This is a genomic window from Labrenzia sp. THAF35 (assembly GCF_009363595.1).
Classification (GTDB): domain Bacteria; phylum Pseudomonadota; class Alphaproteobacteria; order Rhizobiales; family Stappiaceae; genus Roseibium; species Roseibium algicola.
Genome location: NZ_CP045380.1, coordinates 1,073,964 through 1,100,000 on the forward strand (window position 1 = coordinate 1,073,964; position 26,037 = coordinate 1,100,000).

Below are 26,037 nucleotides of genomic sequence, written 5' to 3' on the forward strand. Positions count from 1 at the left end.
CCTGGTCTTTCTTGAACTCTGGAAAACGGGCGGCGGCGGTGACCGCCGCCCGGTTGCGTTACTGAAGCACGACTTTCGGGAAGTAGAACGAAACCACCCAGTTGGGCATGTCCACGATTTCCGAAATCCGGAGATCGCCGCAGACCGAGCACAGCATGTAGGCATCGACCGCGCTGTAGCCGTGACGGGCACACAGGAGGTCGATCATGTTGGAAACGGCTGCCTGGGCGCCTTCGAAGAGATCGCTGCCGATACCGGTGGTGACTTCGTAGCCCATCTCGTCGAGATGGCGGGTCACCGGGCCCGGGGTTTCGAACCGTGGCATCTTGAGATTGGCACCCTTGATCAGGTCCAGCTCGACCACCGTGTTCATCGGGCTTTCGATAGCGGTTCCGCAGACCTCGCCATCGCCCTGCGCCGCGTGGGTGTCGCCGATGGAGAACAGGGCTCCGGCAACTTCCACCGGCAGGTAGAGCGTTGTTCCGGCGGCAAGGTCGCGGATATCAAGATTGCCACCTACCCGCCGGGGCGGGACGATGGAATGAAGACCCGCTTCCGCCGGAGCGACACCGATGGTGCCGGCAAAGGGCTTCAACGGCACCTTGCCAAACGGGGCAAACGCCGAGGTTCCCAGCTTGTCCTTGTCATAGGACCAGATATGCAGGGCCGGATCCTTGAACTGGTCCGCCAGCAAACCGAAACCCGGAATGTTGGCGGTCCAGCCAAAGCCGGAGGGTTTGAACTCGTGGATCTTGACCACCAGCGCATCGCCCGGCTCGGCCCCATCCACATAGATGGGGCCATTGACCGGATTGATCTTGCCGAAATCCAGCGTCGAAACATCCGCGACAGTGCTTTCGGGCGTGAGCTGCCCGGCCGAACTGTCGAGACATTCGAATTCCAGCACCGTGCCCGGTGCCACCGTTTCGGCCGGGGCATTGGAGTTGTCCCAACCGAAGTGGTGCTGTGCCGCGTGGATCGTGTAAGCGGCCTTGCAGTTACTGCACATCTTTCGCCCAAACGTAGTCGTAGTTGACGGGAATGTGGACCGGATCGACGAAGATGGCATCGGGGCCACCCAGCCGCTCGGACCGCATCGTGAAACGCTGCTCGTGGAACACCGGCGCCCAGGCCGCGTCGTCCATCACCGAGATGAAGATCTTGCGCCAGGCTTCCTCACGCTCGGCCTTCTTCGCCGGGTCGGTGATACTGTCGGCAGCAGTGGCCTGCTTGTCCAGCTCCTCGTTGCAGTACCAGGACCAGTTCCACCCGCCCTTGACCGCGCCGGCACAGCCCAGGATCGGGCCATAGAAGTTGGACGGATCCGGGAAGTCGGCGATCCAGGCCATGCCGCCGGACCAGATCATCGGTGCCTGGTCGGGCTCGCCGCCGGCCGCAATCACGTTGGCCTGGGCCAGTGCCTTGATTTCAGCCTTGATGCCGATTTCGGCAAGGTCGGCCTGGATGGACTGGGCAATGCGCGGGTTCGGGTCGGTGTTGTAGACATAGAGTTCGGTTTCGAACCCGTCAGCCAGACCGGCCTCGGCCAGAAGCGCCTTGGCGGCTTCCGGGTCATAGGCATATCCGGTGTACTCGTTGTCATAGCCCGGCATGGTGGGCGGCAGCGGCTGGTTTGCCGGGACTGCGCGGCCGTTGATGATGCGCACGACGCGATCCTTGTTGATCGCCATGTTGACGGCCTTGCGCACCTCCAGCTTGTCGAAGGGCGGCATCTTCACGTTCATGGTGACATAGCCGGTGTGCAGCTGACCACCTTCGATGATCAGGTCCTTGTATTGCGGGTCTTTGGTCACTTCCAGGAACTTCGCCGGGGGAATGCCATCGCCCGGAATATCGGCTTCGCCGCGCTGCAGGCGCAGGAGCGCAACCACTGGCTCCTGGCCGACTTCAAAGGTGATTTCGTCAAGCTTGGGAACGCCAGCGCGCCAGTAGTCCTCGTTGCGCTTGAACACAAGGCGCTGGCCGAGCGTCCATTCTTCCAGCGAGAACGCACCGGTGCCGACCGGATGCTTGCCGAAGTCAGCGCCCCATTCCTCGACGGCCTCTTTCGGCACGATGGACGAGAAGTTGATGGCCATCACATGCAGGAAGGTCGCGTCCGGGCGGGACAGTTCGATCTTGACCGTGTAGGGGTCAACGACGGTGACGCCTTCCAAGCTGGTGGCATCGCCGGACGCCATGGCATCAAAGCCCTTGATGGAGCCGAAGAAGCCGGCGCCCGGGCTCTGGGTGGCCGGGTTGGTGACGCGGTCGAGCGAATATTTCACGTCTTCCGCCGTCATTTCACGGCCGTTGTGGAACTTCACGCCTTCGCGCAGCTTGAAGGTGAAGACCGTGCCGTCATCGGAAATCGTGTAGTCCTCGGCCAGATCCGTCATCAGGTTGGTGGTGCCGGGTTCATAGTCCATCAGGCCGTCGAACAGGCTCTTGATCATCGACCAGTTCTGCCAGTCGTAGCCAATTGCCGGATCAAGCGTCGAGACGTCGTCCTTGTAGGTGACGATCATCGATCCGCCCTGCTTGATGTCGTCCGCCAGAGCGGATGCCGATGTCAGGGCGGTGGCGGCGAGAAGGGCGGCAGCCCCTGCCAATACTGTCTTCTTCATAGTCCAACCTCCGGTTCTTACGGTGATGTGCCGGGCCGCTCTGAGGGCGGTTTTCCGGCGGTTGCCGCGCGTCAGCGCAGCTTGATCCTCGGATCAATCAGGGGAGCGATCAGGTCGGCAAGGAAATTGCCGGCAACGATCGCGAATGCGGACACGAGCGTGACGCCCATGATGATGGGAATGTCGACCCGCTGGATGGCCTGCCAGGCGAGCTGGCCGATGCCCGGCCAGCCGAACACGCTTTCAACCACCACGATGCCGCTCATGAAGAGGCCGATATCGATCCCGATCATGGCGATGATCGGCAGCAAGGCATTGGGAAGGGCGTGGCCGAACAGGACCTGCCAGCGTTTCAGGCCTTTGGCGCGCGCCGTGCGGATGAAGTCCTGGCGCAGCACGTCGATCATGGACGAGCGCATCATGCGCGAGTACCAGCCTGCGCCCAGGAACCCGAGGGTCAACGACGGCAGCACCATGTGCATGAAGGTGCCGTAACCGCCGATGGGGAACCAGCCGAGCTGCACCGAAAAGACGTAGAGCAGCAGGATGCCGATCACGAACTGGGGCGAGGAAACCCCGACGAAGGAAAGGACCATGAGGCTCGTATCTGTCGCCGTGTTCCGGCGCAGGGCTGCGACGAGCCCCATGGTAAGTCCGATCGCCAGTTCGCAGACGATGGCGCCGACCATGAGAAGGAGCGTTGCCGGCAGACGCGACCAGATGAGCGCGCCCACTTCCGTCTTCTGCAGGTAGGAGCGGCCGAGATCGCCCTGCAGCAGCCCGGTCAGATAACGGAAGTACTGCTGGTAGAACGGCAGGTTCAGACCAAGCTGCTCGCGAATGTTCTCGACCGTCTGCGCGGTGGCGCTGCGGCCTGCGATCTGGCGGGCCGGATCGGCCGGGATCAGATAGAGCAGGACGAAGGTCAGGAAGGTGATGCCGATGAGGATCAGTACGGACTGGAACACCCGGCGCAGAATATAACCACCCATGATCAGTGCCTCCCCTTCTGTGTCGGATCGAGCACCTCACGCAGGGCGTCGCCCAGAAGATTGAAGCCCAGCGCCAGCGCGATGATGGCGATCCCCGGGAAGAACACCAGCCAGGGCGCCGAGGTGAAATAGGTCTGGTTTTCGTAGATGATGTTGCCCCAGGAAGGGGTCGGCGGCTGTACGCCGATGCCGAGATAGCTGAGCGTTGCCTCCAGCAGCACTGTCGTCGAGATGCCCAGCGTGCCGAAGACGACGATGGTCGACAGAAGATGCGGCAGGATGTGGCGGAACAGGATACGGAAGAGGCCCGCGCCCATGGCCCGTTCGGCCAGGATGAATTCGCGCTCCGACAGCGACCTGGTTTCGGTATAGACGACACGCGCCATCTGCACCCAGTTGACCATGGCGATCACCATGGCAACGATCCAGAGCGATGGTCTGAACAGGGCCGCCAGCGTGATGGCAAGCAGCAGCGCCGGGAAGGCCATCATCAGGTCGGTGAAGCGCATCAGCACCGTTTCAACCCAGCCACGGAAAAAACCGGCGAGGATGCCGACAAAGGCACCGACTGCAACGGCGATCCCGTTGGCGACAACCCCGATGATGAGCGACGTCTGCGCGCCGTAGATCAGACGTGACAGGAGATCGCGCCCGAGCAGATCCGTGCCCAGCCAGAAGGTTTCGCCCGGAGGCAAGGGTGCGCCCTCCAGGGTCAGCCCTTCGAAGAACTGTTCCGCCGGGTCGAAAGGCGCGACAAAGGGAGCAAAGACTGCGGCCCCGACGATTACACCGACCAGGGCCAGGGCAAAGACGGCTAGTTTCCTTTCCAGGAGACGACGCCAGACGCCTTTCGGTATCTCGGGTGCGGCGGTTTTCACGGTGTCTGGCATCGCTTCAGGCTTCACGTCGGCCGGCATTCTGCCCTCCTGAACGCGCCAGCAGATCAAGCGCAACGTCTTCCATGGTTTGCCGGCTCGCCATCGCCATATCCTGAAGAAGTTTGTAGGCGGTATCGGCGTCGCTGCCCTGGTGCTGCATCAGGAGCAGGATGGCTTCGGCCACCTGAGGCCGACAGGCAAGGCGGGCTTCCAGTTTCGCGATCCTTTCCTCCGATGCGCGGCGCATGGCAAAGGTTCGCGTGGCAACGACGAGCGCGCCGTAGACACCGCTGGAGGCGATGGGCTTGCTCAGATGGGCAATGGCACCGCGCCGGATGGCCCATTCGACCCGCCCGGGAGCCTCGCTGCCCATCAGCGCGATCATCGGCATTGGGTGTTCTTCAACCGGCCAGGGGAACTGGGCATCATGACCGGCATCGGCGTCGAAGATCACAAGATCGGCTTGCCTTGCTTCCTCGGGAAGTTCCGGCCAGGCGGTCGACACCGCAATGCCGAGACGGTCGAGCTGCCGGCAGACGGCATCCCTGTCGGAATGCGGCTTGTGCAGCACAGTCGCGGACCAACCGCGGAAACTCGGGGTGCGGAACAGGCTGCTCATGACGACACCAGCCTCAGTCTCGGCGTATTACCGTTGTCCGGTACCGGTGTATCACCAGATGAACCGGCGTTGCTTTCCAGCGGGTCATAGTGAACCAGATAGGGATCCGGCGCCAATGGGCCGGACGTCTTTTCGATGATGCGGAACCGGGAGCGGACGCGCTCGGGCCCGGTGGTTTCCACCACCGCGATCAACGGCTGCAGGTAAGCGTGCTGCGTTTGCGGATCGATCCGGATGTCTCGCAACGGCGTCCGGTGCGGCCGGCGACACAATTCCGCCAGGACATGATCCGGTGCATCCGAACCACACGCCTCGATAGCGCGGGCGAGCAGCCAGACGGCCTCATAGGGGCCGACAAACATGGATGAAATCGACGCATCCGGGCCGCGCAGGCCTTCCAGCCGGCTCAGGAAATCCTCGTTTTCCGGCGTGTCCAGCGTTTCGAAGTATGTCGAGGTGGACACAAGACCCTCGGCGGCAGCCCCCAGGATCGGCAGCTCGGCTTCCGTCAGATTGCAACTGAGGATCGGGCAGCGGTTCGGCGCAAAGGCGGGATCTTCCTTCGCAAGCCTCTTCATGGCGCGCAGGAAGGCGTAGCTGCTTTCGCCGATCAGGTTGTTGAAGATGAAGTCCGGCCGTTTTTCCCGGATTTCAACGATCAGATGGTCGATGTTCTCGTCGCCAATGGCGACATAACGCTCGCCCAGAACTTCGCCGTCACACCCGGCCAGAAGTTCGCGGGCGATGCGGTTGGTTTCCCAGCCCCAGATGTAGTTGGACCCGAGAAGGAAAGCGCGGCGGCCGGATTCCGGAACGATGTGGCGGAAAAGCGGAACCACGCCCTGGTTCGGGCAAGCGCCTGTGTAGACCACACGATCATGGCTTTCGAAGCCCTCATATGGCGTGGTGTACCAGAGCAGCCCGCGGCCACGCTCCATCACCGGCAAGACTTCTTTGCGGGAGGAGGAGGTCTGGGTGCCGATGATGTGCCGGCAGCCGGCCTCCCGCATCATCCTGTCCGCTTCCACGGCGTAGTTTTCGGCAGAGCCCTTCGGGTCACCATCCACGCGCAGGAAACGGAAATCGAACAGGCCGGAAGCGTTGATTTCATCGATGGCGATCCGGGCACCCCAATAGCCTTCCTGCCCGATCGCGGCATAGGAACCGGATTTCGAAAACAGAACGCCAACAGGTATTTCACCAAAGGCCATGTATTACCCTGCCCTTCAGCCGAACGATGCAAACCGCGGGGGCTGAACATAAAAAAACCCCGACCCGCAGGTGGTCACCTGCGACAGATCGGGGCGCAATTGCCATGCGGCTGAACGATTGCCGCTATTTCGATATCAGGATCGCCGAAGAAAAAAATCTTGTCAATCGCCGCAAAGCTCAAAGATCAGCCACGCATAAAATTTCGCCACAAATGACGACGGCGACAAACGGCTTCCTATGAACCAATTTCAGGAGTTTCGCCAACCGCGAGCCAGAGCATCAAAAAGCACTCTTTTTCTTGAAAAGAATGACAAATTTCCTCCCGAACTGAGCAACAATCAACCTCATGAGGAAGGGGATGCAATACAAAATTTCGCCTCAGGAGATAACCTGACGAAAATAGCGGAACCGATTAAAATTTGTTCCCCAGCACAAATTTCAGGCAAGCACCTCGCAAAGCCTTTTCGCAAAGGTGTCCCCTTCAGGCCTTATTGAGGTTTTTCTTCATATTCTACAGATGCTTACACAATGACTGACTGAAGCCTTGCCTTTAAATTCCTGAACTCTCAAGCCTGGTCCGAAACCCGCATCGGGCACATCTTGGCAAAATGCACTACTTGCACAGCTAAAAATATCGCGCCAATAATGCGACCAATTCAAATTGGTTCGAATTGGTATGGCATGAGCGGCACCGACAAACCTTCGCAGCGCAACTCCAGCATGGCCTTGGAACGACTTCGGATCATCGTGGACCAGCTCACGGCTGAGGGCGAGGAACAGCTTCCCACCGAGCGTGAATTGTCCGAAACCATCGGTGTCGGCCGCAGGGCCGTACGCCGGGCGCTGGAAGTACTTGAAACCGAAGGCAAGATCTGGCGCAGGCAGGGAGCGGGAACCTTCATCGGCAGCGAACCTGCACAGCCGGAAAAGCAGATCCTGTCGCTGCACGAAAACTCCAACATGCTAGAGGTCATGGAAGTCCGGTTGCAGATCGAGCCGGTGCTGGCCCGGCTGGCCGCGCTGCGCGCCGCGCCTTCCGATATTGCCGCCATGAGCGACCTTGCGGACCGCGTCGGCAAGGCCGAGGACATGGACAGCCGCGAACTCTGGGACAGCGCCCTGCACCGGGCCATTGCACGGGCAGCACGCAACACGTTGTTCCTGGCACTTTTCGACGTTGTGGACCGGGTCCGGCAGGACACCGCCTGGCGCCATGTGCGCGAAGCGTTGAGAACCGACGATGCCCTGACGCTGTACCGGGCGCAGCATGTCGACATCATCGCGGCCATTGCCAACCGGGACCCAATCGCCGCGGAAAAGACCATGCGCGCCCACCTGCTGGCGCTGCAGGAGCGTCTCCTTTTCCAGAGTGCAAGCGAGGCGGCAAATGCCGACTGAGGCCCCCGTTCTTGAGGTTCAGGACCTCTCGCTCCGTTTCAAGGGTGCCCCGGCAAACATCGTCGATGGTCTGTCCTTTGCAGTCCGTCCGGGCGAAACCCTGTGCATCGTCGGAGAAAGCGGCTGTGGCAAGTCGGTAACCGCCTTGTCGCTGATGGGCCTGCTGCCCCGGGGTGTTGCCAGGGTCATGTCCGGCACGGCAACTTTCGCGGGGCAGGACCTTCTGGCCCTGCCAGAGCGCGCGCTCGCCGACCTGCGCGGCGACCGTATTTCCATGATCTTCCAGGAGCCGATGACCTCGCTCAATCCGTCTTACAGGATTGGCGACCAGATATCGGAAATCGTGCTGCGGCATCGCCCGGTGAACCGTGTGCAGGCCCGCGCAAGGGCACTGGAAATGCTGGAGCGGGTCAAGATTCCGGCCGCTTCCAGCCGGCTGGACGATTACCCGCATGAGCTTTCCGGCGGTATGCGTCAGCGCGTCATGATTGCCATGGCACTTGCCAACGACCCGGTTCTGCTGATCGCCGACGAGCCGACCACCGCGCTGGACGTAACCATCCAGGCTCAGATCATCGACCTGATCGAAGACCTGCAGAAGGAGAGCGGTACGGCGCTGATCATGATCACGCATGATCTGGGCGTCGTCGCCGAAATCGCCGACCGCGTCTGTGTGATGTACGCGGGGCGCGCGGTGGAGGAAGGCCCGGTCGCCGCAATTTTCGACGATCCGCAGCACCCCTACACCATCGGCCTGATGAGCTCCGTGCCGTCGGTCGGGCCCCGGTCCGGCAGGCTGGCAACCATTGGCGGCATGGTGCCTGCCATCGACAACATGCCGTCCGGGTGCCGGTTCACACCGCGCTGCCCCTTTGCCGGAACCGGTTGCGAAACAACGCCGGCACTTGTCGAACTTGGCCCATCTCACCGGGCCGCCTGCCATTACGCCCCCTTGGAAAGCGCATTTGCGGAGGCTGCCGGATGAGCCTGCCAACCCGGAACAAGATCATCGAGACGCGCGCCGTCACCAAGCGTTTCGGCGGCCGCAAGAGCCTTTTCAAACCGGCAACCTCGGTCAGTGCCGTCAACGGTGTATCGCTGACCATCAAACGCGGAGAAACCTTCTCCATCGTTGGAGAAAGCGGCTGCGGAAAATCCACGCTGGCACGTCTTCTCGTCCGCCTGCTGACACCGTCGGACGGTGCGGTTCTTTACGACGGCAACGACATTTCCGCCCTGTCCGAACAGGAAATGCGCCGGTTGCGGAAAGACCTGCAGTTCGTGTTCCAGGACCCGTTTTCCTCTCTCAATCCGCGCATGACCGTCGGCGCGCTGATCGAGGAACCGATGAAGGTTCACACAGCGCTGACCCGCACCGAAAGGCGGCAGAAGGTCGCCGAGCTTCTGAACAAGGTCGGTTTGCGTCCAGCCTTTGCCAACCGATATCCGCACGAGTTCTCCGGCGGTCAGCGCCAGCGCATCGGCATTGCCCGGGCGCTTGCCAGCGGTCCCAAGGTGATCGTCGGTGATGAACCCGTCTCGGCACTGGATGTTTCGGTGCAGGCCCAGGTCATCAATCTTCTGGAAGACCTGAAGTCGGAATTCGACCTGACGCTGATCCTGATTGCCCACGATCTGGCGGTTATCCGCCACATGAGCGACCGGGTGGCTGTCATGTACCTGGGCGAAATCGTCGAGTTGGCGCCGAACGACGCGCTCTTCGACAAGCCCTTGCATCCCTACACCCAGGCCCTGATGCGCGCGATCCCGATTGCCTCACCCCATGGGCGGTCGATGAAGGCCGCTCTCCTGGGCGACGTGCCCTCGCCGCTGGATCCGCCTTCAGGCTGCCGTTTCCATCCGCGTTGTCCGCACGCGACCGACCTTTGCAGCCGGGAGAAACCGGTGCCCGCCAATGTTGTCGGTGACCGGACCGTCGCCTGTCACCACTGGGAAAAGATTGCAGACGATGCCCAGCCCCCGGTTCAGGAACCGCCAAGGAGCCCCAATGCGGAAAAGCGCTTCGCGCTGTTCCGGACCCGAAGTCAACAAAAAGAGCCGACGACGGCCGCAAGACCATAAATCGAGCCCTTCCGAGAGGAGTACAAACATGCGTAAGGATTTCCTTGCCGCGCTGCTGCTCAGCGCAACGACCCTGGCCACGGCCGCCCAAGCCGCCGATCTTCGTATCGGCCTGCAGGACGATGCCGATGTGCTGGATCCCGATCAGTCCCGGACCTTTGTCGGCCGTATCGTCTACACCTCGCTGTGCGACAAGCTGGTGGACATCACCCCGGATCTGGAAATCATCCCGCAGCTGGCCACCGGCTGGACCTGGTCCGACGACGGCAAGGTTCTGACCATGGACCTGCGCGAAGGCGTGACCTTCCACGACGGCACGCCTTTTGACGCGGAAGCGGTGAAGGCCAACATCGAGCGCTCGAAGACCCTTCCGGAAAGCCGCCGCAAGAGTGAAGTCAAGTCCATCGAGGGCGTGGAAGTTTCCGGCCCGCTGCAAGTCAAGATCAGCCTCGCCTCGCCGGATGCAACGCTGCTGGCCCAGTTCGCCGACCGCGCCGGCATGATGGTTTCCCCGACCGCCGCAGAAGCCGCCGGCGCCGACTTCGGCAACAACCCGGTCTGTTCCGGCCCGTTCAAGTTCGTTGAACGCGTCCAGCAGGACCGCATTGTTCTGTCCAAGTTCGACGGCTACTGGAACAAGGATGCCATCAACTTCGACACCGTCACTTTCCTGCCGATCCCCGATACAACCGTGCGTCTCGCCAACCTGCGCTCCGGCGATATCGACATGCTGGAACGCCTTGCTGCAACCGACGTCGCCTCGGTTAAGGGCGATGCCAACCTCGGCTTCGCGGAAGCCGTCAGCCTTGGCTACCAGGGCATCACGGTGAACCTCAACAACGGCGAGAAGGGTGACAACCCGTTCGGCAACGACCCGAAGATCCGCCAGGCCTTCAGCCTTTCGCTCGACCGTGACGCGATCAACCAGGTTGTCTTCGAAGGCGCCTTTGCACCCGGCAACCAGCCGTTCCCGCCGACCAGCCCCTGGTACGACAAGGACTATCCGGTTCCGGCACGGGATGTCGAAAAGGCAAAGGCCCTGCTGAAGGAAGCCGGTTATGACAGCCTCGACGTCGAGGTGCAGGTAGCCAACAACCCCGTGCAGACGCAAATGATGCAGGTTGTTCAGTCGATGGCGGCGGAAGCCGGTTTCAACGTCAAACTGAAGTCGATGGAATTCGCCAGCCTGCTGGCGGACCAGTCCGCGGGCAACTACCAGGCAAGCCAGGTGGGCTGGTCGGGTCGTGTCGATCCGGATGGCAACATCCACCAGTTCATGACCTGCAAGGGCGGGATCAACGATTCCAAGGTCTGCATTCCGGAAGTCGACAAGCTGCTGGACGAGGCGCGGCAGAGCAATGACACCGCCACGCGCAAGGCCAAGTATGACGCGGCACGGGATATCCTGATCAACGAATTGCCGATCGTCTATCTCTACCACCCGACCTGGATCTGGGCCCTGTCCGGCAAGCTGGAAGGCTTCACCGCCTATCCTGACGGCATGATCCGCCTCGAGAACGTCAAGTTCAAATAACCAGACGCATGACGGGACCCGGCTCTTGCAGGGTCCCGTTCCAAACGGATTTTGCCTGAATGCTGTCCTACATCGTACGCCGGCTGCTCATCGCCATCCCGACGCTCATTCTGGTCTCGGTCTTCGTGTTCGTGCTGCAGAAACTGCTGCCTGGCGACCCGGCGCTCGTGCTTGCCGGCGAAGAACGCGATCCTGAAGTGCTGGCGTTCATCCGCGAGAAATACCGGCTCAACGACCCGATCCTCTACCAGTATTTTTCCTGGATGAAGGCCATGCTGCAGGGCGATCTCGGCATTTCGCTGCGGACCAACCAGCCGGTGACGCAGCTTATTGCCGACAAGCTGCCGGTCACGATCCAGCTCGCGGTGATGGCGATGGTCATCGCCTTTGCCATAGGCATTCCGGCCGGCATCCTGTCCGCGGTGCGCAAGGGAACCGCCGTGGACTACATCGCCAATTTCGTGGCGCTGTCCGGCCTTTCCATCCCGAATTTCTGGCTCGGCATCATGCTGATCATGCTGGTTTCCGTTCACCTGGGCTGGCTGCCGGCCTCCGGCTATGAATCGCCCTTCGTCGATCCGCTGAAATCACTCCAGACCATGATCATGCCAGCCTTCGTTCTGGGCACGGCACTGGCGGCCACGTTGATGCGGCACACCCGGTCGGCCATGCTGGGTGTCCTGAAGGCCGACTACGTCCGCACCGCCCGTGCCAAAGGTCTTCGAGAGAATGTGGTCATCCTGAAACACGCGTTCCGCAACGCGCTTCTGCCCATCGTCACCCTGAGTGCCCTGCTCTTTGGCGAATTGCTGGCAGGAGCGGTGCTTACGGAACAGATCTTCACCATTCCGGGCTTCGGCAAGCTGATCGTCGATGCGGTCTTCACTCGCGATTATGCCGTCGTCCAGGGGATCGTCATGTGCACGGCTGCCGGCTTCATCCTGATGAACCTGATTGCCGATGTTCTCTACTTCCTTCTCAACCCGCGCATGAGGAGCAGCCTGTGAGCGCCGTGACCACCGCCACAGATCCGGCCGAGGAAACCATCCGCCTCGAAAGCCGCGCCTGGAAAAAGCTGAAGGCGAACAAGAGCGCGCTGTTCGGTTTCATCATCGTCGCCTTTTTCATCGGCATAGCGGTTGCCGCGCCGCTGCTGCCCATTGCGGACCCGGCCGCAACCAGCTGGAGCGCCGTGCGCAAGGCGCCATCCGCCGCCCACTGGCTCGGCACAGACGAGATCGGCCGGGACATTCTCTCGCGCATGATCTGGGGGGCACAGGCCTCACTGATGGCGGGCGTCGTGTCCGTGCTGATCGCTGTCCTGATCGGTGTCCCATTCGGACTTTTGTCGGGCTATTTCGGCGGCTGGATCGACCAGGCAATCTCACGGGTCACCGATGCGCTTCTGGCAACGCCCTTTCTCATTCTGGCGATTGCGCTTGCCGCGTTCCTGGGGCCGAGCCTCAGCAACGCCATGATCGCCATCGGCCTGTCGGCCATGCCGATCTTCGTGCGCCTGACGCGCGGCCAGGTGCTGTCGGTCAAGACGGAAGACTATGTCGAAGGGGCACGGGCCATCGGGCTCAGCCATTTCGCGATCATGTCCCGCTACATCCTGCCCAACGTGTTTGCTCCGGTTCTGGTTCAGGCGACCCTGACAGTCGCCACCGCGATCATTGCCGAAGCGAGCCTTTCCTTCCTCGGCCTCGGCCAGCAACCGCCCGCACCGAGCTGGGGTTCCATGCTGAACGTTGCCAAGAACTTCATGACCCAGGCGCCCTGGATGGCCTGGTGGCCGGGCGCGGCGATCTTCCTGGTCGTTCTCGGTTTCAACCTGCTTGGCGATGGCCTGCGCGACGCTCTCGACCCGCGCGAAAGCTGACCCGTTTTTTAAAACCCAAAGAGTAACTCATGCCGACTTTTACCACCCGCCCCGAAATCACCGGCACCTTCGGTGTCGTCACTTCCACCCACTGGATCGCAAGCGCCGTCGGCATGAGCATCCTGGAAAAAGGCGGCAATGCCTTTGACGCCGCCGTTGCGACCGGGCTTGTGCTGCAGGTTCTGGAGCCGCATCTGAACGGCCCGGCCGGCGATTTGCCGGTGATCTTCCACAAGGCCGGAACCGGCGAAACCAAGGTCGTTTGCGGCCAGGGACCTGCCCCGGCGGGAGCCACCATCGATCATTACAAGGCGGAAGGGCTGGATCTCATTCCGGGCAACGGCCTGCTGTCGACCGTCATTCCGGGTGCCTTCGACGGCTGGATGCTGATGCTGCGCGACCACGGCACGTTGAGCCTGCGCGATGTGCTGGAGCCTGCGATCTATTATGCTGAAAACGGCCAGCCCATGTTGCCGGGTGCAGCGGCGACCATCGGCGGACTGAAGGACTTCTTCCAGACAGAATGGCCGACGTCCTTCGAGACCTGGGTGCCTGGCGGAAACGTTCCGGAAGCTGGCGAGATGTTCAAGAACCCGGTTCTGGCCCAGACCTGGACCCGGCTCTTGAGCGAAGCGGAAAGCCAATCCGGCCGCGAGAAGCAGATCGACGCGGCACGGGACTGCTTCTACCGCGGCTTCATTGCCGAGGAGATAGCGGCCTTCCTGGAAACCGCCGAGGTGATGGACGGCTCGGGCGCCAAGCACAAGGGTGTGCTGACCGCCGACGATCTGGCAAACTGGAGCGCGACTTACGAAGATCCGCTCCTGAGCGACTATCACGACTGGACCGTTGCCAAGACCGGCCCATGGGGACAGGGGCCTGTGCTGCTGCAGGCGCTGGCGCTTCTGAAAGGCTTCGACATCGGCGCAATGGACCCGGCTGGTGCCGACTTTGTCCACCATGTGACCGAAGCCATGAAGCTCGCCTATGCAGACCGCGAGGTCTATTACGGCGATCCGGCCTTTGTTGACGTTCCGATGAGCACGCTGCTGTCGGACGACTACAACGATGCGCGGCGCAAACTGATTTCCGACACCGCGTCCTTCGACCTGCGCCCCGGCGTTCTGCCGGGTTTTGAGGATCAGGTCGCTGCCAACATGGCCGTGATCGAGCGCGCAGGCATTGCCAACACGGGTCTTTACGAACCGACGATGGCGCATCTTTCAGAGCGGCGGGGCGACACGGTTCATCTCGACATTATCGACCGCTGGGGCAACATGGTTGCCGCGACCCCGTCCGGCGGCTGGCTGCAATCCTCTCCGATCATTCCCCCGCTCGGCTTCTGCCTGAATTCCCGCGCGCAGATGTTCTGGCTGGAAGACGGCTTGCCGACCAGCCTGGCGCCCGGCAAACGCCCGCGCACCACGCTGACCCCGAGCCTGGCCTTCCATGAAGGGCGGCCGGCGATGGTGTTTGGCACACCAGGCGGCGACCAGCAGGACCAGTGGCAGCTTTCCCTGTTCCTGCGGCTGGTGCATCACGGCCTCAACCTGCAGGAAGCCATCGATCTGCCGCTGTTCCACACGACCCATTTCCCGACGTCGTTCCACCCGCGCCAGCGCCAGCCGGGGCACGTGATGGCGGAAGGCAATTTCAGCTCCGAGACAATCAATCTGCTGCGGGCCCGCGGGCATTCGGTAGAGGTTTCCGGCAACTGGACCATCGGCCGGCTGACCGCCGCCAAGCGCAGCGCAGACGGCGTCCTGAAGGCAGCGGCGACCCCGCGCCTGATGCAGGCCTACGCGATCGGCCGATAGACGGCACCATAGCCCCGCTGATGCCTTGCACCTATCGGCACCGGTGGGGCTTTCAACCCTGTGCGAAGAGCTCCTTGAGGGCTTCGGCGTCAATCGCCCGGCAAACCGCACCTGCCGGCCTTGCGGTTGGCGTGTCTTCGGCCGCCAGCATGGCGTTGAGGACAGCTTCCTCGATTGCCTCCACCGCAGCCATGTAGACGGGATCGAGCAGATCGTCGTTCAGCGACACCATGGATTTCCACGGCCCGCTGAGCTGCGGCAGATCCATTTCATTGGCCGTGCTGAAAGCAAGGAAAATGTCGCCGGAGCTGTTGCCGCCCGGCGTTCCGCCCCGGCCAATGCCGATGGTCGCGCGGCGGGCCAGACGGTCGAGCTGGGAAGGCAGCAGCGGCAGATCCGTTGCGATGATCACGATGATCGAGCCACGCTCCGCCTTGAAGCCAGGCAACCGGTCTTCCATCATCTTTTCCCCGACGGGCTGTCCCAGCACCTTGAACCATGGCCGAAGACCGTGGTTCGCCTGCACAAGAACCCCGACCGTGTGGGGCTTGCCACCTGCCTCGATACGCCGTGAGGCGGTGCCCGTTCCTCCCTTGAACTCGTAGCAGATCATGCCGGCACCACCACCGACATTGCCTTCGGAAGGTGGATTGGACGTCGCGTTTTCGAGGGCTTTTGCCGCGTGCTCCGGCCGCACATGCAGGCCATTGATGTCGTTCAGGACACCGTCATATGTTTCCGCGACAACCGGCATCGCCCAAAGGTGGTTGTTCTCCCAGGCATCGCGATAGGTATCGACCATCCAGCGTACGGCGGCCTCGTGCGCAGCGCCTACGCTGTGCGTATTGGTGATCAGGATCGGGCCGGTGAAATAGCCCGCGTCCTTGACCCAGTGACTGCCGGTCATTTCACCATTGCCGTTGAGCGCATGCAGCCCTGCCCACACCGGACGCGGTGTCGATGTCCGCCCCCTGGGCAGGATTGCCGTGACGCCTGTCTGCACGGGAAGGCCGTTGCTCGCGAGCGCAGGTGTCAGCCTTGAGGAAAGCGTTTCATAGCCGACAAGCACACCTTCGACATCGGTAATCGCGTTTTGCGGACCCGGAGTGCCCGGCATGGGAAGTCCCAGGTCGCGAGCACGTTTGGAGTTATGTTTCTGCGTCATTTCTTGCGGGACCGCATGTAGAGGCCAACGGATGCGATGATGAACGAAAACACCAGCATGACCGTGGCAATTGCATTGATTTCCGGTTTGATGCCCCTGCGCAACATCCCGTAGATGTGAACAGGCAGGGTCGTGGAATCGACGCCGGAGATGAAATAGGTGATCACCAGATCATCCATCGAGATGATGAAGGCGAGCATCGCACCGCCGATGACACCCGGTGCGATCAACGGCAGGGTCACCCGCCGGAATGTTGTCCAGCCATCGGCCCCCAGATCCGCCGATGCCTCTTCCAGGCTGTCGTCCATATCCGCGATGCGGGCGCTGACCACGATGAACACGTAACTGCTGAGGAACGTGCAGTGGCCGATGATGATCGTGTGCAGGCCAAGACCGAAGCCGAAGGACACGAAGAAGATCAACAGTGCGATGCCGAGGATGATGTCGGGCATGATCATCGGCATGAACAGAAGGGCCCGGTAGAAATTCTTGAGGCGGAACCTGAAGCGGGCGACCGCCAGCGCAACCGACGTTCCGAGCACCGTCGACACCGTCGTCGTGACAAGGGCTACCGTCAGGCTGTTCAGGACCGCGTTATAGAGCTGATCGGTTGATTCCACATAAAGCGTCAGCTCGTTCAGCTCCGTCGGGAAGCCGAAGATCGTGCGGTACCAGTCGAAGGTAAACCCCTGCCAGATCATCATGTTGACCGGGTTGGAGTTGAACGAGAACACCGTGATCAACAGGATCGGCACGTAGATGAAGACCAGAAACAGCCATCCGTAGACCGACAGGAACAGGTTTCGCCAGGAAATCTTGCGCCTCATGCCGCAACCTCCTCTGCCACCTTCGATCCGCCGGAGCGCCGCTCTTCACGGGTAACAATGCGGATGTAGTAAAGAAGCAGGACCAGCACGGCGGCCATGACCATCATTCCGAGCGCCGCTCCGAAGGGCCAGTTGCGCGCCGACAGGAATTGCTGCTCGATCAGATTGCCGATCATGACCACCTTTGCCCCGCCCAGCAGCGAGGGGATAATGAAATTGCCGAGGCTCGGGATGAAGACGATGATCGAGCCACCGACGATGCCCGGTAGGGTCATTGGCAGGATCACGCGAAAGAACGTCTGAAGTCGGTTGGCACCCAGGTCCTGCGAGGCTTCAATCAGGCTGTGGTCCAGCTTTTCGATGCTGGCATAGAGCGGCAGGAACATGAACGGCACGAACACATAGACCATGCCGATGACAACCGCCGTGCCTGTGAAGATGATTTCCAGCGGCTGATCGATCAGTCCGAGGCCCATCAGCGCCTGGTTGAAGAAACCGGTTGGCCTCAGGATCAGGACCCATGCGAACAGACGCACGATCAGGCTGATGAAGAAAGGCAGCGTGATCAGGAAGATGACCAGGTTTTTCATCCTGTCCGACATCCGCGACACCCAGAAAGCGACCGGGTAACAGAGGATGAGGCTGAGCAAAACAGTGGTTGCCGCCAGTTTCACCGACCGCAGAAAGATCTCGATATAAACCGGGTCGAAGCGCTCGTACTTGGTGTCGGCCCAGCCCAGTATGCGGCCGTAGTTCAGGTGAAAGAATTTCCATTCGACGCCGCCATAAAGACCCGGTGTGAGCCAGGAATAGACGATCATGATGGCGAGCGGCCCGAGGAAGAAGACCGCGAGAAAGACGGACGGTGGCAGCAAGAGGCCAAACAGCGTCAGCTTTCGCCTGTTTTCCAGTGTGTTGTGCCCCCTGCTCATGCCGGAACTCCATTTCCCGGAATGAGGTGCACGGCATCATGCGGCACGAACAGCGAGGTCCGTTCGCCGATGGTGTGATGCGACGTGCCAGGTCCCGCCCGAAGCGATGCCCTGACCGGCGGCAGCCCCTGGCAAGAAAGGACAAGACGGTAATCGGTTCCGGCGAAAAAGCTCTCGCTGACCGTGCCCGAGATTTCGTGTCCCGCCCGCTCGCCAGAACCGCTTTGCCCCAGGTCCGCCAGAAGGTTTTCCGGCCGGATCAACACCTTTGCCGGATCGCCCCGCTTCAGGCCGTTTACCGGACAATCGCGTATGACGGTACCATCGGTCAGAACGACGTCGCAACGCGTACCGGCAACCGAAACCACTGTCGCGTCCAGAAGGTTGCTTTCGCCGATGAAGCGGGCAACGAATTCGTTCGCCGGACGTCGGTAGAGCTCTTCAGGCGCATCCAGTTGCTGGATGTTGCCGCCGTTCAGCACCGCGATCCGGTCCGACATAACCAGCGCTTCTTCCTGATCGTGGGTGACGAAGATGAACGAGATGCCAAGTTCGTGCTGCAGGGTCTTCAGCTCCTGCTGCATCTTGTGGCGCAGGTTCTTGTCGAGTGCCGACAGGGGTTCATCCAGCAGAAGAATTTTTGGTCGCGCCACAAGCGAACGGGCAAGGGCCACTCGCTGTTGCTGCCCACCGGAAAGCTGGCCGATCTTGCGCGCGCCCATTCCGGCAAGGCCGACAAGCTCAAGCATGCTGCCGACACGCTGTCTGATTTCTGCTTTCGCGACGCCTCTAACCTCGAGGCTGTAGGCAACGTTCCGTTGCACCGACAGGTGCGGGAACAGCGCATATCTTTGAAAGACGGTGTTGACCGGTCGTTTGTGTGCCGGCTGATCCGAGACCGGTTGGCCGTCTATGTAGATCTCGCCACCGTCGAGATCCTCAAACCCGCTGACCGCCCTCAGCAAGGTGGTCTTGCCGCAGCCCGACGGGCCAAGCAGCGTCAGAAACTCGTTATGAGCCACCGTCAGGGACACGTTGTCCAGTGCCCGGATGACGCCACCTTCCGGAGCCTGAAAGCTCTTGGAGGCGCTTTCGATCCTCAAAATTCCTTGCATTCTACCCCCTCGGAACGTCAGGCGACATGCGCGGCCCGTGGCCGCGCAGTCTGAATGTGACGGTCGTCCGCATCCGCACTCATTGTGCCGTTTTGATGCGCGTCCATTCACTGTTGTAAAGCTGAAGGTCGCGGCCGAGGTCCACGAAGATCTGCAGCTTTTCCATCACGTCCTGAGGCGGGTAGATGCTTTCGTTGTTGGCAATTTCCGGCGGCAGGAGCTCCCGGGCCGGCAGGTTCGGGGTGCCATTCAGCTGCTGCTGTACGTTCAGCGCGGAAATTTCCGGCTGAAGATAGAATTGCAGGAACTTCTTTGCGTTGTCCTTGTTCGGTGCGCTGGCCAGGACGCAGATATCCTCCTGGTACATGGTCGCGCCTTCCTCCGGGATGACGTAGGCGAGCACATCCGGAGCCTGCTGCACGAAAATGTTCGCGCCGACATACCAGTGTGCCGCCGCCACATCGCCAGACTGGACCAGCGGAATGCTGTCGTAGGTAAAGGCGGTGACGTTCTTCTTGCGCTCCAGAATGTAATCTGCCGCGGCCTCGATCTCGGCTTCATCAGTGGAATTGACCGACGTGCCGTTCATGATGTGACCGATGCCGATGGTCTCGCGCAGATCGTCGAGAAGGATGATCTTCTCGCCCTTGTCAGCCAGGGCGAAGAAATCCTTCCATCCGGTCATTTCGGCCACTTTCTGCTTGTTGTAGGCGATGCCGACAGTGCCCCAGGCATACGGCAGACAATATTCCGCGTCCGGATCTGTCTTCGCGCGGATGAACTGCGGGTCGATGTTCTTGAAAGCCGGATCGCTGCCGATGCCGGTCTTTTCCAGCAAACCAAGCTGGAACATGATGTCGTGCATATGGACCGACGGGAACACGATATCGTAACCGGTGGCGCCGGCCTGGATCTTCGCAAGCATTTCCTCGTTGGAGCCATAGGTGTCCAGGTTGACCTTGATCCCTGTCTCCTCGGTAAATCTGGTCAGAACCTGCGGATTTATGTAGTCGCCCCAGTTGTAGAGATTCAGTTCTTCCTCGGCCTGCGCAGCACTGGCAACAGCCACCAGTGCCGCTGCGCCAAGTGTTGCCTTGGCAACTCTCTTCAGCGTGTTGTTAGTCATGGAACCCTCTGGTTTGCTGCCACGTTTCTGGGAGGTGAACGGGCTTGCGTCCAAAAGGAGATTGAATTATGACATTTCTGTCAAATGTTATTTTTCTGTCATTTTGGGAGCTGAAATGGAAGCCGGCTTCTCCTCCTTCCCTCAGGCGAAATTCGATGAATTCATCAAACGCTTGCAGGATGAAACACCCAAACTCCCCAAGCAGGAGGCCCGGCTTGCGCAGTTTGTCAGCCTGAATATTTCATCTCTCGGGCTGGAAACCGGAAAATCTCTCGCGGAAAAGGCGGGGGTTTCAGAGGTCACTGTCGGAAGGTTGCTGCGCCGGCTCGGCTGCGACGGCATGAAAGGGCTGAAGCAGCTTCTGCGCGAACATTATTCGGTCACCACGGCCTCCTTCGTCACCGACGGGGACATCCCTTTGCGGTTCGTCGAGACGCTGGAAGCCGAGGTCCAGGGACTGACCAACGTCTTCAACCAGACGCAAGGCGATAATTGGGAAGAGGTCAGCCGACTGGTTTCGACTTCCGGGACGATTTACGCCACGGGATTTCAGTCGATCCGGGGAACGGTGGAGGATTTCGCCCGCCGGATGGCGCTCGCGCGAAAGAATGTCCATTTCCTGTCCGCCCATGACGGCATGCTGGGCGAGTGGCTTGATCACGGTCCGGAAACGGCCGCCACAACATGCCTTATCCTGGTGGACGTCGTGCCCTATGCATCGGAATCGCTGAAGCTCGCCCGGCTTGCAAAGAGCCAGGGCCGATCAGTGATTGTGGTTTCGGACGAATATTGCCACTGGAGTAGGGAGATCGCCGATGCCGCCGTCTATGCGCCTTCCAGAACGGGCCTCTTCCTGGAATCGACAATCGGGATCGTTGCCGCGCTCAGCCTGATGGTCGACATTGCAGCCAGGGCCAACGAGACGACTTCGAGCCACCGTCTGGTGCAATGGAAGGCGAATTCGAAGAAGCTCGGACTGTTCTAGCGTAGGGTCAGAACGTCGGCGGCGTACAGGCGCTGACAACGACACAGCGACTGTTTCGCAGTGCCTTGAACCTGTGTGGGATCGAGCTCTTGAAGAGGTAGGCATCTCCCGGTCCGAGGACCTTTCTCTGCTCGCCGACGGTAACTTCAAGCCGTCCCTCAATGACGATACCAGCTTCTTCGCCCTCGTGGCTGAGCATGACCCGCCCTGTATCCGCACCCGCTTCATAAACTTCGTAAAGCATCTGCAGCTCGTGGCCGAAGAGGCTGTTGCCGACTTGCCTGTAGGAAATGTTGCCCTTGCCGATTTCGGTCAGCTCATCGGCGCCGAAAAACACCTGCTCCTGCCGCTCCGGCTCATAGGCGAAAAACTCCGAAAGACCGATCGGTATACCGTCCAGAACGCGCTTCAATGCGCTCAGGGAGGTGTTGATCTTGGCCGCTTCCAGCTGGGAAATGAAACCGTTGGTGACACCGGCCCGTTTGGCCAATTCCCGCTGTGAATAGCCATGCGCTTCCCGGATCGCCCGCAGGCGCAATCCGACGTCGCGTGAGAAGTCATTGGTGTTTAGTGTGTTTATCATCCTAAACAGTTTCTCATTCAAAATGCGTCTTTTCAATGCCTTGATGTCTGTAAGAAACAGACTATTCGGCTTGTCAAAATCAGTGCTTTCTAGTGCGACCGACCGAGGAGGCGCACATGAACATCGTCAACAACAACACAGATATTCGATCCAACCAGCCGCTTGACGCTTACTGGATGCCGTTTACCGCGAACCGTCAGTTCAAGCAGTCTCCACGCATGCTGGTCTCGGCCAAGGGCATGCATTACCGCAGCGACGACGGCCGCAGCATTCTCGACGGCACTGCGGGCCTCTGGTGCTGCAATGCCGGACACGGTTATGAAGAGATCACCAATGCGGTCGCCCGGCAGCTGTCCGAACTGGACTACGCGCCCTCCTTCCAGATGGGCCATCCGATTGCCTTCGAATTTGCAGAACGTCTGAAGTCGGTTGCGCCGGAGGGCTTCTACCACGTCTTCTTTACCGGTTCCGGGTCTGAATCCGTCGACACAGCATTGAAGATGGCGCTCGCCTATCACCGCGCCAGGGGGGACGCTTCCCGAACCCGGTTGATCGGGCGGGAACGCGGCTATCACGGTGTGGGCTTCGGCGGCATTTCCGTTGGCGGTATCGTCAACAATCGCCGCCATTTCGGTTCGCTCCTGACCGGTGTCGATCACTTGCCGCACACCCATGCTCCCGAACACAACAGCTTCAGCAAAGGCCAGCCGGAGTGGGGCGCACATCTAGCCGACGACCTGGAACGGATCGTTGCGCTACATGGTGCAGAGACAATCGCGGCCGTTATCGTCGAACCGGTCGCCGGTTCCACCGGTGTCCTGATCCCGCCCAAGGGATATCTGGAACGACTGCGTGCGATCTGCGACCGTCACGGTATCCTGTTGATATTCGATGAGGTCATCACCGGTTTCGGACGCCTTGGCACCCCTTTCGCATCCGATTTCTTCGGCGTGAAACCGGATCTTTTTACCACTGCCAAGGGTCTTACCAACGGCGTCATTCCGATGGGAGCGGTCTTCGCGCAAGACGCGATCTATGAAGCCTTCATGGGCGGTCCGTCCGATACAATCGAACTCTTCCACGGCTATACCTATTCCGGCCACCCGGTTGCCTGCGCCGCCGGCCTTGCCGCGCTCGATATCTACGAAAAACATAAGCTTCTGACCCGTGGCTCGGAGATTTCCGACGCCTGGGAAGACCGTATCCATACGCTCAAGAGCGCCAAACACGTCAGGGACATCCGCACTGTTGGCGTCATTGCCGGCATTGAACTCAACTCCCGCAAGGACGCACCCGGAAAACGTGCTTATGAGGTTTTCGTCAAATGCTTCGAGGCGGGTTTGCTGATCCGCGTGACTGGCGACATCATCGCTCTTTCGCCTCCATTGATTGTAGAAGAAGGCATGATTGACGAGATGGTGGAAAAGCTGGGACAGGTTCTCTCCGAAACGGCCTAGGTTTCCAGTCTTTATCCCAGCCCCTGTCATAATGGCACAAAAAAACCCCGGTCAGGATATCTGCCGGGGTTATGTGTTTGTTTCGGTAGGTGGCTTTGAGCGTTTTTTGGCCTTGGGCGTCGGGCATAGCGCTTTTTGTGGGGGCGCTGGTCAGTTTAAAATCTGTATCCGTTACCAACAAAAAAGGCCGCCCTTTTGGGCGGCCTTTTGTTTATTTGGTTGCGGGAGCAGGATTTGAACCTGCGACCTTCAGGTTATGAGCCTGACGAGCTACCGGGCTGCTCCATCCCGCGTTGTTTTTTTGTTTGTCCTTGGCGCGCTGCGCGTTTGGTCCAAGTGGGTTTGGTCCCTGTTGGGGATACCCTTATGTTTCGGTTTGACCGGAAGACTGCGCTGATATGGGATAAGAGATCCGGAGCGCAGCGGAGGCAAGGCCGAGTGGCCGCCGGCCGGTCAGGCCGCCCGCGCGGAGCGCAGCCCTTTAGGGCGGTGCGCGCGCGAGCGGCAAACAAGTTGAAGAGGTTTCAAATTGCGATTTGCAGGCCTGGCGGCGACCTACTCTCCCACACCTTAAGATGCAGTACCATTGGCGCTGGGGAGTTTCACGGCCGAGTTCGGGATGGGATCGGGTGGGGGCTCCCCGCTAGGGCCACCAGGCCGGCGAAGCGCAATTTGCGTGAACTGGTCTATATATTTTTTTGATGTTTTGGTCGGCCTCGCCTGGGACGAAGGTTCCAGGACGTTGGCCGTATGGATCATTTCAAACGCGCTCAAGCAGCCCGAAGGGCGGTAGCGCACTTAAAATGATCTTTTTGATGCGCCAGGGGCGCATCCAAAAGATGAACATTGACTAATGAGAGGATCAAGCCGAACGAGCTATTAGTAAAGCTAAGCTTCATGCGTTGCCGCACTTCCACACGCTTCCTATCGACGTGGTGGTCTTCCACGGCTCTTCAGGGAGAACTGGTTTTGAGGTGGGTTTCCCGCTTAGATGCTTTCAGCGGTTATCCCTTCCGTACATAGCTACCCTGCAATGCGGCTGGCGCCACAACAGGTCCACCAGAGGTACGTCCATCCCGGTCCTCTCGTACTAGGGACAGATCCTCTCAATTCTCCTACACCCACGGCAGATAGGGACCGAACTGTCTCGCGACGTTCTGAACCCAACTCACGTACCACTTTAATTGGCGAACAGCCAAACCCTTGGGACCTGCTCCAGCCCCAGGATGTGATGAGTCGACATCGAGGTGCCAAACAATGCCGTCGATATGGACTCTTGGGCATCATCAGCCTGTTATCCCCGGCGTACCTTTTATCCGTTGAGCGATGGCCCTTCCACGAGGGACCACCGGATCACTATGGCCGTCTTTCGACTCTGCTCGACTTGTCAGTCTCGCAGTCAGGCAGGCTTATGCCATTGCACTCAACGAGCGATTTCCGACCGCTCTGAGCCCACCTTCGCGCGCCTCCGTTACCATTTGGGAGGCGACCGCCCCAGTCAAACTACCCGCCACACACGGTCCCGGATATTGTTGTACCGCGGTTAGATATCCATGACGACAAGGGTGGTATTTCAAGGGTGACTCCACAAGAGCTGGCGCTCCTGCTTCAACGTCTACCACCTATCCTACACATGTCGTGACGAATACCAGTGTGAAGCTGTAGTAAAGGTGCACGGGGTCTTTCCGTCTGACCGCAGGAACCCCGCATCTTCACGGGGAATTCAATTTCACTGAGTCTATGCTGGAGACAGCGGGGAAGTCGTTACGCCATTCGTGCAGGTCGGAACTTACCCGACAAGGAATTTCGCTACCTTAGGACCGTTATAGTTACGGCCGCCGTTTACTGGGGCTTCAATTCGGTGCTTGCACACCTCCTCTTAACCTTCCAGCACCGGGCAGGCGTCAGACCCTATACGTCGCCTTACGGCTTCGCAGAGCCCTGTGTTTTTGATAAACAGTCGCCACCCCCTGGTCTGTGCCACCCCACAACGGTTGCCCGTCGTGAGGTCTCCCTTCTCGCGAACTTACGGGAGCATTTTGCCGAGTTCCTTCAGCATAGTTCTCTCAAGCGCCTTGGTATTCTCTACCAGTCCACCTGTGTCGGTTTCGGGTACGGTTTATACGGTGGAGCTATTTCCTGGAACACCTTCGCTGCACCCCCAATCCAATAAGGAGATACAACACACGGCATCCGTCACTACCACCAAGCTGCAGAATATTAACTGCATTCCCATCGACTACGCCTTTCGGCCTCGCCTTAGGGGCCGGCTAACCCTGCGCCGATTAGCGTTGCGCAGGAACCCTTGGACTTTCGGCGAGCGGGTCTCTCACCCGCTTTATCGTTACTCATGTCAGCATTCGCACTTCTGATATCTCCAGGAGCCCTCACGGGTCCCCCTTCGCAGACTTACAGAACGCTCCGCTACCGCGCATCATAAGATGCACCCGCAGTTTCGGTGTATGGCTTGAGCCCCGGTACATTTTCGGCGCGGAACCCCTTATTTAGACCAGTGAGCTGTTACGCTTTCTTTAAATGATGGCTGCTTCTAAGCCAACATCCTGGTTGTTTTGGGAGTTCTACATCCTTTCCCACTTAGCCATAACTTAGGGACCTTAACTGGCGGTCAGGGTTGTTTCCCTCTCCACAATGGACGTTAGCACCCACTGTGTGTCTGCCGGATAGTACTTCTCGGTATTCGGAGTTTGGTTAGGATCAGTAAGGCGGTAAGCCCCCATAGCCCATCCAGTGCTCTACCCCCGAGAGTATTCATCCGACGCTCTACCTAAATAGATTTCGCGGAGAA

General features: G+C 60.0%; 21 protein-coding genes, 1 tRNA gene and 2 rRNA genes (1 of these 24 cut by a window edge). 9 read left to right on the top strand and 15 right to left on the bottom strand.

Features of this window, described 5'->3' with window-relative positions:
- Positions 1-58: 58 nt before the first annotated feature.
- From FIU93_RS04905 to FIU93_RS04930, 6 genes are all read right to left on the bottom strand, one after another.
- Entirely contained in the window at positions 59-1,009 is a 951-nt protein-coding gene (locus tag FIU93_RS04905) for an acetamidase/formamidase family protein (RefSeq protein ID WP_022999313.1), read from the bottom strand.
- Positions 999-2,627 (bottom strand): ABC transporter substrate-binding protein, encoded by a 1,629-nt coding sequence (locus FIU93_RS04910; RefSeq protein WP_152504974.1) that lies wholly within the window; start codon positions 2,625-2,627, stop codon positions 999-1,001. The genes FIU93_RS04905 and FIU93_RS04910 overlap by 11 nt, the downstream gene beginning before the upstream one ends.
- Before the next feature lie 71 nt (positions 2,628-2,698).
- Entirely contained in the window at positions 2,699-3,619 is a 921-nt protein-coding gene (locus tag FIU93_RS04915; RefSeq protein ID WP_022999315.1) for an ABC transporter permease, read from the bottom strand.
- Between the two features lie 2 nt (positions 3,620-3,621).
- Positions 3,622-4,509 (bottom strand): ABC transporter permease, encoded by an 888-nt coding sequence (locus FIU93_RS04920; protein ID WP_088665254.1) that lies wholly within the window; start codon positions 4,507-4,509, stop codon positions 3,622-3,624.
- 4 nt (positions 4,510-4,513) lie between these two features.
- The gene (locus FIU93_RS04925; protein ID WP_022999317.1) at positions 4,514-5,116 is read right to left on the bottom strand and encodes an ANTAR domain-containing protein; all 603 of its coding nucleotides are present in this window, start codon (positions 5,114-5,116) and stop codon (positions 4,514-4,516) included.
- Positions 5,113-6,327, bottom strand: coding sequence for a transporter substrate-binding domain-containing protein (locus tag FIU93_RS04930; protein WP_152504975.1), 1,215 nt, complete (start codon positions 6,325-6,327; stop codon positions 5,113-5,115). Before FIU93_RS04930 ends, FIU93_RS04925 begins: the two co-directional genes overlap by 4 nt.
- Positions 6,328-7,009: 682 nt before the next feature.
- On the opposite strand from FIU93_RS04930, the gene FIU93_RS04935 reads away from it, so the two are divergent.
- Genes FIU93_RS04935 through FIU93_RS04965 form a run of 7 tightly spaced genes read left to right on the top strand, consistent with a single transcriptional unit; the run spans position 7,010 to position 15,041 of the window.
- Positions 7,010-7,726 carry an FCD domain-containing protein gene (locus tag FIU93_RS04935; protein WP_022999320.1) on the top strand — a complete coding sequence of 239 codons (717 nt, stop codon included), beginning with the start codon at positions 7,010-7,012 and terminating at the stop codon, positions 7,724-7,726.
- On the top strand, positions 7,716-8,711 hold the full coding sequence (locus tag FIU93_RS04940; RefSeq protein ID WP_022999321.1) for an ABC transporter ATP-binding protein: 996 nt from the start codon (positions 7,716-7,718) through the stop codon (positions 8,709-8,711). The genes FIU93_RS04935 and FIU93_RS04940 overlap by 11 nt, the downstream gene beginning before the upstream one ends.
- Positions 8,708-9,808, top strand: coding sequence for a dipeptide ABC transporter ATP-binding protein (locus FIU93_RS04945; RefSeq protein WP_152504976.1), 1,101 nt, complete (start codon positions 8,708-8,710; stop codon positions 9,806-9,808). Before FIU93_RS04940 ends, FIU93_RS04945 begins: the two co-directional genes overlap by 4 nt.
- A gap of 28 nt (positions 9,809-9,836) precedes the next feature.
- A complete protein-coding gene (locus tag FIU93_RS04950; RefSeq protein WP_022999323.1) occupies positions 9,837-11,342 on the top strand; it encodes an ABC transporter substrate-binding protein in 1,506 nt (501 codons plus the stop codon).
- A gap of 59 nt (positions 11,343-11,401) precedes the next feature.
- The gene (locus FIU93_RS04955; protein WP_075284666.1) at positions 11,402-12,349 is read left to right on the top strand and encodes an ABC transporter permease; all 948 of its coding nucleotides are present in this window, start codon (positions 11,402-11,404) and stop codon (positions 12,347-12,349) included.
- Between the two features lie 5 nt (positions 12,350-12,354).
- Complete coding sequence (locus tag FIU93_RS04960) at positions 12,355-13,224, top strand: ABC transporter permease (protein WP_051990046.1); 870 nt, start codon at positions 12,355-12,357, stop codon at positions 13,222-13,224.
- A gap of 29 nt (positions 13,225-13,253) precedes the next feature.
- Complete coding sequence (locus tag FIU93_RS04965) at positions 13,254-15,041, top strand: gamma-glutamyltransferase family protein (RefSeq protein ID WP_152504977.1); 1,788 nt, start codon at positions 13,254-13,256, stop codon at positions 15,039-15,041.
- Positions 15,042-15,093: 52 nt separating this feature from the next.
- Here FIU93_RS04965 and FIU93_RS04970 read toward each other — a convergent pair whose 3' ends face one another.
- From FIU93_RS04970 to FIU93_RS04990, 5 genes are all read right to left on the bottom strand, one after another.
- On the bottom strand, positions 15,094-16,158 hold the full coding sequence (locus FIU93_RS04970; protein WP_286202406.1) for a P1 family peptidase: 1,065 nt from the start codon (positions 16,156-16,158) through the stop codon (positions 15,094-15,096).
- Positions 16,159-16,202: 44 nt separating this feature from the next.
- Positions 16,203-17,033 (bottom strand): ABC transporter permease, encoded by an 831-nt coding sequence (locus tag FIU93_RS04975; RefSeq protein ID WP_062491194.1) that lies wholly within the window; start codon positions 17,031-17,033, stop codon positions 16,203-16,205.
- Positions 17,030-17,965 carry an ABC transporter permease gene (locus FIU93_RS04980; RefSeq protein WP_152504979.1) on the bottom strand — a complete coding sequence of 312 codons (936 nt, stop codon included), beginning with the start codon at positions 17,963-17,965 and terminating at the stop codon, positions 17,030-17,032. The genes FIU93_RS04975 and FIU93_RS04980 overlap by 4 nt, the downstream gene beginning before the upstream one ends.
- Entirely contained in the window at positions 17,962-19,080 is a 1,119-nt protein-coding gene (locus tag FIU93_RS04985) for an ABC transporter ATP-binding protein (protein WP_152504980.1), read from the bottom strand. Before FIU93_RS04985 ends, FIU93_RS04980 begins: the two co-directional genes overlap by 4 nt.
- 79 nt (positions 19,081-19,159) lie before the next feature.
- Positions 19,160-20,206: a spermidine/putrescine ABC transporter substrate-binding protein gene (locus FIU93_RS04990; protein ID WP_152504981.1), complete on the bottom strand. Its 1,047-nt coding sequence runs from the start codon at positions 20,204-20,206 to the stop codon at positions 19,160-19,162.
- A 115-nt stretch (positions 20,207-20,321) separates the two neighbouring features.
- On the opposite strand from FIU93_RS04990, the gene FIU93_RS04995 reads away from it, so the two are divergent.
- Positions 20,322-21,191 carry a MurR/RpiR family transcriptional regulator gene (locus FIU93_RS04995; RefSeq protein ID WP_152504982.1) on the top strand — a complete coding sequence of 290 codons (870 nt, stop codon included), beginning with the start codon at positions 20,322-20,324 and terminating at the stop codon, positions 21,189-21,191.
- 7 nt (positions 21,192-21,198) lie between these two features.
- Here FIU93_RS04995 and FIU93_RS05000 read toward each other — a convergent pair whose 3' ends face one another.
- Positions 21,199-21,774, bottom strand: coding sequence for a cupin domain-containing protein (locus FIU93_RS05000; RefSeq protein ID WP_152504983.1), 576 nt, complete (start codon positions 21,772-21,774; stop codon positions 21,199-21,201).
- Between the two features lie 116 nt (positions 21,775-21,890).
- Between FIU93_RS05000 and FIU93_RS05005 the strand changes: the two genes are divergently transcribed.
- Positions 21,891-23,231 carry an aspartate aminotransferase family protein gene (locus FIU93_RS05005; protein WP_152504984.1) on the top strand — a complete coding sequence of 447 codons (1,341 nt, stop codon included), beginning with the start codon at positions 21,891-21,893 and terminating at the stop codon, positions 23,229-23,231.
- Between the two features lie 216 nt (positions 23,232-23,447).
- Here FIU93_RS05005 and FIU93_RS05010 read toward each other — a convergent pair.
- From FIU93_RS05010 to FIU93_RS05020, 3 genes are all read right to left on the bottom strand, one after another.
- Positions 23,448-23,524: transfer RNA gene (locus FIU93_RS05010), tRNA-Met, on the bottom strand.
- 249 nt (positions 23,525-23,773) lie between these two features.
- A 5S ribosomal RNA gene (gene rrf, locus FIU93_RS05015) occupies positions 23,774-23,888 on the bottom strand.
- A 201-nt stretch (positions 23,889-24,089) separates the two neighbouring features.
- Positions 24,090-26,037, bottom strand: a 23S ribosomal RNA gene (locus FIU93_RS05020); it runs 775 nt beyond the window's last position.

Excerpts from the sequence above, each read along its gene's own strand:
- FIU93_RS04905 (WP_022999313.1), bottom strand. The coding sequence starts at position 1,009 with ATGTGCAGTAACTGCAAGGCCGCTTACACGATCCACGCGGCACAGCAC.
- FIU93_RS04910 (WP_152504974.1), bottom strand. The coding sequence starts at position 2,627 with ATGAAGAAGACAGTATTGGCAGGGGCTGCCGCCCTTCTCGCCGCCACC.
- FIU93_RS04915 (WP_022999315.1), bottom strand. The coding sequence starts at position 3,619 with ATGGGTGGTTATATTCTGCGCCGGGTGTTCCAGTCCGTACTGATCCTC.
- FIU93_RS04920 (WP_088665254.1), bottom strand. The coding sequence starts at position 4,509 with ATGCCAGACACCGTGAAAACCGCCGCACCCGAGATACCGAAAGGCGTC.
- FIU93_RS04925 (WP_022999317.1), bottom strand. The coding sequence starts at position 5,116 with ATGAGCAGCCTGTTCCGCACCCCGAGTTTCCGCGGTTGGTCCGCGACT.
- FIU93_RS04930 (WP_152504975.1), bottom strand. The coding sequence starts at position 6,327 with ATGGCCTTTGGTGAAATACCTGTTGGCGTTCTGTTTTCGAAATCCGGT.
- FIU93_RS04935 (WP_022999320.1), top strand. The coding sequence starts at position 7,010 with ATGAGCGGCACCGACAAACCTTCGCAGCGCAACTCCAGCATGGCCTTG.
- FIU93_RS04940 (WP_022999321.1), top strand. The coding sequence starts at position 7,716 with ATGCCGACTGAGGCCCCCGTTCTTGAGGTTCAGGACCTCTCGCTCCGT.
- FIU93_RS04945 (WP_152504976.1), top strand. The coding sequence starts at position 8,708 with ATGAGCCTGCCAACCCGGAACAAGATCATCGAGACGCGCGCCGTCACC.
- FIU93_RS04950 (WP_022999323.1), top strand. The coding sequence starts at position 9,837 with ATGCGTAAGGATTTCCTTGCCGCGCTGCTGCTCAGCGCAACGACCCTG.
- FIU93_RS04955 (WP_075284666.1), top strand. The coding sequence starts at position 11,402 with ATGCTGTCCTACATCGTACGCCGGCTGCTCATCGCCATCCCGACGCTC.
- FIU93_RS04965 (WP_152504977.1), top strand. The coding sequence starts at position 13,254 with ATGCCGACTTTTACCACCCGCCCCGAAATCACCGGCACCTTCGGTGTC.
- FIU93_RS04970 (WP_286202406.1), bottom strand. The coding sequence starts at position 16,158 with ATGCCGGGCACTCCGGGTCCGCAAAACGCGATTACCGATGTCGAAGGT.
- FIU93_RS04975 (WP_062491194.1), bottom strand. The coding sequence starts at position 17,033 with ATGAGGCGCAAGATTTCCTGGCGAAACCTGTTCCTGTCGGTCTACGGA.
- FIU93_RS04980 (WP_152504979.1), bottom strand. The coding sequence starts at position 17,965 with ATGAGCAGGGGGCACAACACACTGGAAAACAGGCGAAAGCTGACGCTG.
- FIU93_RS04985 (WP_152504980.1), bottom strand. The coding sequence starts at position 19,080 with ATGCAAGGAATTTTGAGGATCGAAAGCGCCTCCAAGAGCTTTCAGGCT.
- FIU93_RS04990 (WP_152504981.1), bottom strand. The coding sequence starts at position 20,206 with ATGACTAACAACACGCTGAAGAGAGTTGCCAAGGCAACACTTGGCGCA.
- FIU93_RS04995 (WP_152504982.1), top strand. The coding sequence starts at position 20,322 with ATGGAAGCCGGCTTCTCCTCCTTCCCTCAGGCGAAATTCGATGAATTC.
- FIU93_RS05000 (WP_152504983.1), bottom strand. The coding sequence starts at position 21,774 with ATGATAAACACACTAAACACCAATGACTTCTCACGCGACGTCGGATTG.
- FIU93_RS05005 (WP_152504984.1), top strand. The coding sequence starts at position 21,891 with ATGAACATCGTCAACAACAACACAGATATTCGATCCAACCAGCCGCTT.